The following is a 4046-nucleotide window of genomic DNA, read 5'->3' as shown; positions in this document are numbered from 1 at the left end:
GCGCTGGTGGGTCCTCGAGCCCGTCCGCGCGGCCGTGGTCGGCGCTGCGCGTCGTCGAGCCGGTCGGCCTGGTGGCGTCGAGCCGGTCGCCCTGGCGGTCGTCGAGCCGGTCGGCGCGGCGGTGGTGGGGCTGGTGCCGGTGAGCCGGTCGCCCTGGCCGTCGTCGGGCTGGCGGTCGTCGAGCCGGTCGGCCTGATGGCGTCGAGCCCGTCGCCCTGGCCGTCCTCGAGCTGGTCGGCGCGGCGCGTCGTCGAGCTGGTCGGCGCGGCGCGTCGTCGAGCTGGTCGGCGCGGCCGTGGTGGGGCTGGCGGTCGTCGAGCCCGTCGGCCTGGCCGTCCTCGAGCTGGTCGGCGCGGCCGTGGTGGGGCTGGTGGCGTCGAGCCGGTCGGCCTGATGGCGTCGAGCCCGTCGCCCTGGCCGTCGTCGGGCTGGTGCCGGTGAGCCGGTCGGCCTGGCGGTCCTCGAGCCCGTCCGCGCGGCCGTGGTCGGCGCTGCGCGTCGTCGAGCCGGTCGGCGCGGCCGTGGTGGGGGCTGGTGCCGGTGAGCCGATCGCCCTGGCGGTCCTCGAGTTGGTCGAGCCGGTCGCCCTGGCCGTCGTCGAGTCCGTCGCCCTGGCCGTCCTCGGGCTGGTGCCGGTGAGCCCCGTCGGCGCGGTGGTCGTCGGGCTAGTGTCTAACTGGTTGGCCGGGTGAAGCTCTAACGACGATCTGTTCGAATAATTTCTGCACTACTCCGCGCTGCTGCCTCGCATGTCCATATTCTTTCGATTTATCGTGGCACATATTCGATTTTGACGCTTAGCCGGCTATGCGAGTTTATGCCTGAATGTCCTTTTAGACTTCCAGGTCATTTCGTATGGGTACAGACAAAAACTCGTCTACGTGGCTTCTAGGTGCCTTTACGCAGACATTAGCGTCTATCTATTGAAATGATGGCCCGTGTAAGTCGCTACCCGCTCGACGAACGCCGCGCGGACGGGCTCGACCAGCCCGACCACGGCCAGGGCGACCGGCTCGACGACCGCCAGCCCGACGGCACCCCGCACCCGCTGACACAGGGATAGCACACCAAAAACATAGGTGCTGACCTGCAAGGACACAGCTAGCGCACACGATGTGCGACCAGCTCGACCACCGCCGCGCCGACGCGCTCAAAAAGCCCATCGAGGACGGCCACGTGTCCCCCTATCTGTGGCAGAGGCGCCGATCGCCGCGGCCTTGGTTAAGAGGGCGCGACCCTCAAGCCGTTGCCGCTCGCGTCCATCTCGCGTCCATTTACGGGGCTCCAGAGCGGCCCGCGTCCAAGACCGAGACGCCACGTGAGCACGTTTATGCAGGTCAAGCGGAGGGCGTGGGATTCGAACCCACGGTGTCGGTCTCCCGACACAGTTGTTTTCAAGACAACCGCCATCGGCCACTAGGCGAGCCCTCCTGCGTGGAACAACATTACGCGAATGGGGACCCGGACGTGGTGCCGGCCGAGGATCGGCGCGGGTGCGCGAAGCCGTCGGCGACCAGCGCGGCCAGGTTGAGATAGGCGTCGGCGGTCTGCTCGTTGAGCATCTCCAGTTCGACCTCCGCGCCCTCCTCCAGGTGCGGGTCGTAGGGCACTCGGACGACCGCGCGGGAGCGGGCGGCGAAGTGCTGTTCCAGGCGGTCGAGGTCGACCGATGACTTGCTCCTGCGGCGGATGGCGGACAGCACCACGACGCCGCCGCGGACGTGGTCCGCGTAGCCGTGCGCCTCAAGCCAGTCGAGGGTCGCGCTGGCGCTGCGCGCGCCGTCGACCGACGGGGAGCTCACCAGGACGATCTGGTCGGCCAGCTCGAGGATGCCGGCCATCGCCGAGTGCAGCAGGCCGGTGCCGCAGTCGGTGATGCAGATCGAGTAGTAGTGCTCGAGAACGCCGGTCACGGCCCGGTAGTCGTCGGCGCTGAACGCGACTGAAACGCCCGGGTCCCGGTCCGACGCGAGGATCTCGAGCCTGCTCGACGCCTGGGACGTGTACGCCCTGACGTCGGCGTACCTGGTCACCAGGGACCGTTCGTTCAGCAGGTCCCTGATGGTCGCCGGGGTCTCGAGCCGAACCTTGTCCGAGAGCGTGCCGCGGTCCGGGTTGCCGTCCACCGCGATCACCCGGTCCCCGCGCAACGACGCGAGCGTCGAGCCGAGTCCGACCGTGACCGTGGTCTTCCCGACGCCGCCCTTGAGGCTCAGCACCGCGACCCGGTGGTGTCCGCCCGCGACCGGCGACCGCACGCGCCTGATCAGCGCGCGCCGCTGCATGCTGGCGGCCGACTCGCCGACCCGGACCAGTCCCCCGGTCGCGCGGTAGACCGTCCGCCGCCAGCCGCCGTCGGGCGTCGCCCGCTTACCGGGAAGCAGCAGGTCGGAGGTGAGCATGTCCGCGGTCTGCCGCTGCACCGCCGGGCCAGGCGGCTCTACATCGGGCGGCGGTTCCGCCCGCCTTGCCTCGTGCGGTTCCGCCCGCCCTGGCTCGGGCGGCATGGGCGCCGCCGGCACCGTCCTCGCGGGCAGCGACGCCGTCGGCAGCGGCGCGGCCACCGGGACGTCGCCGCCCACGCGCACCTGTGACCACGGCACCGACGGGCCGCGCAACGGCGGCGCCGCCTCCGGCGGCCGAGGCACCGTGTACGGGTCGGAGGTCCACGTCGGCCGCACGTCAAGCGGCCGCTGCGCCGGATAACGCGGCTCCTGGTGCCGTTGCGCGATCGGCCGAGGCCCCTCCTCGCCGCCGGAGAACTCCTCCGGCCGTGGCGCCTGGGCGGGCGGAACGTGCCTGGCGGGCGCGCTCGAAGGTTCCGTCGCGACCGCCGGCGGCGTCCGGACGGCCGGCGTCCCGTCAGGCGGCGTCGGAGCCGGGGGCCTCGGAGCCGTACGAGCAGGCGGAGCCGGAGGCCTCGTAGGCTCGGGCATCGGCGACGAGGACGGCGACGGCGACGAGGACGGCGACGAGGACGGCGACGGCGACGAGGACGAGGACGGCATCGGCGACGAGGACGGCGACGAGGACGGCGACGGCGACGGCGACGAGAATGGCAACGACAACGGCGTCGGCCATGGCGGGCGCGCGGGCGGCGGCTGCGAGGCCGGCGGCGGCGTCGCCGGCATGGCCGGGTAGCCGGGGTCGGGGAGCGCTTCCGGGTCGGGCAGCTGCTCCATCACCGGCAGGTCGGGCAGCGGCTGATCCGCCGCCTGCCAGTCGGGAAGCGGGCCGCGGGCGGTACCCGTCTGCTGCGGGTAACCGGAAGCGAACGGGTAGATCTCCGTGGCCTCGCGCGCGTCGGAGGCCGCCTTGTCGTCGTGTTCTTCTGCCATCATGGCCGCCCCCAGTAGCCACCTGCCTGCCCTTGCCATACTGTTCGCGGCACCCGTTAACTCATTACGCGACTCCCTGACCCAATCCGCTGAAAGACCCTAGTTAGGGAGATTCCCGCCAAGGAGGCAGCTATGCACGCCGTCGTGATCAGCGAGCCCGGAGGCCCTGACGTGCTCCAGTGGACCGAGGTCGCGGACCCGCGGCCGGGGCCGGGCGAGGTTCTCGTCGAGGTAGCCGCGGCCGGCGTCAACCGGGCCGACCTCATGCAGCGTCAGGGGCTCTACCCGCCGCCGCCGGGCGCGCCGCCCTATCCGGGTCTCGAGTGCTCGGGCACCGTCGCGGCCCTCGGCGACGGCGTCAACGGATGGCATGTCGGCGAGCAGGTCTGCGCGCTGCTATCCGGCGGCGGCTACGCCGAGCAGGTAGCCGTCCCGGCCGGACAGCTGCTTCCGGTCCCGAAGAGCACCACGCTCATCGAGGCGGCCGCGCTCCCGGAGACGGCCTGCACCGTGTACTCCAACGTCTTCCTCATCGCCGGACTCACGGCCGGCGAGACGCTGCTCGTCCACGGCGGCGGCAGCGGCATCGGCACGATGGCGATCCAGCTCGCCAAGCACGCCGGCGCCCGGGTCGCGGTCACCGCGGGATCCCGGCAAAAGCTGGACGAATGCCGGGCCCTCGGCGCCGACATCACGATCAACTACCGT

General features: G+C 71.6%; 6 protein-coding genes and 1 tRNA gene. 4 read left to right on the top strand and 3 right to left on the bottom strand.

What is annotated here, in order from left to right:
• The 3 genes from VMF51_RS11110 to VMF51_RS11100 all read left to right on the top strand — a co-directional run.
• The coding region (locus tag VMF51_RS11110) for a hypothetical protein (protein ID WP_325474493.1) at positions 1-196 on the top strand (196 nt) is incomplete at its 5' end.
• Between the two features lie 241 nt (positions 197-437).
• Positions 438-692 (top strand): hypothetical protein, encoded by a 255-nt coding sequence (locus tag VMF51_RS11105; RefSeq protein ID WP_325474492.1) that lies wholly within the window; start codon positions 438-440, stop codon positions 690-692.
• A 239-nt stretch (positions 693-931) separates the two neighbouring features.
• Positions 932-1063: a hypothetical protein gene (locus VMF51_RS11100; protein WP_325474491.1), complete on the top strand. Its 132-nt coding sequence runs from the start codon at positions 932-934 to the stop codon at positions 1061-1063.
• A 279-nt stretch (positions 1064-1342) separates the two neighbouring features.
• On the opposite strand, the gene VMF51_RS11095 is transcribed toward VMF51_RS11100, so the two are convergent.
• The 3 genes from VMF51_RS11095 to VMF51_RS11085 all read right to left on the bottom strand — a co-directional run bounded on the left by VMF51_RS11095 (position 1343) and on the right by VMF51_RS11085 (position 3081).
• Positions 1343-1431 (bottom strand) — tRNA-Ser (locus VMF51_RS11095).
• Between the two features lie 14 nt (positions 1432-1445).
• A complete protein-coding gene (locus tag VMF51_RS11090; RefSeq protein ID WP_325474490.1) occupies positions 1446-2402 on the bottom strand; it encodes a MinD/ParA family ATP-binding protein in 957 nt (318 codons plus the stop codon).
• 460 nt (positions 2403-2862) lie between these two features.
• Positions 2863-3081 (bottom strand): hypothetical protein, encoded by a 219-nt coding sequence (locus VMF51_RS11085; protein ID WP_325474489.1) that lies wholly within the window; start codon positions 3079-3081, stop codon positions 2863-2865.
• A 389-nt stretch (positions 3082-3470) separates the two neighbouring features.
• Between VMF51_RS11085 and VMF51_RS11080 the strand changes: the two genes are divergently transcribed.
• Positions 3471-4046, top strand: a 576-nt coding sequence (locus VMF51_RS11080) for an alcohol dehydrogenase catalytic domain-containing protein (RefSeq protein ID WP_325474488.1), incomplete at its 3' end; no start/stop codon positions are given.

The sequence above is a fragment of the Nocardioides sp. genome (assembly GCF_035503875.1).
Classification (GTDB): domain Bacteria; phylum Actinomycetota; class Actinomycetes; order Propionibacteriales; family Nocardioidaceae; genus Nocardioides.
Note: the sequence above shows the minus strand (reverse complement) of the source record. Positions and strands in the feature narration are given on the sequence as shown.

What these genes read in the sequence shown, in the direction of transcription:
- VMF51_RS11100 (WP_325474491.1), top strand. Translation starts at nt 932, where the DNA reads ATGGCCCGTGTAAGTCGCTACCCGCTCGACGAACGCCGCGCGGACGGG.
- VMF51_RS11090 (WP_325474490.1), bottom strand. Translation starts at nt 2,402, where the DNA reads ATGCTCACCTCCGACCTGCTGCTTCCCGGTAAGCGGGCGACGCCCGAC.
- VMF51_RS11085 (WP_325474489.1), bottom strand. Translation starts at nt 3,081, where the DNA reads ATGGCCGACGCCGTTGTCGTTGCCATTCTCGTCGCCGTCGCCGTCGCC.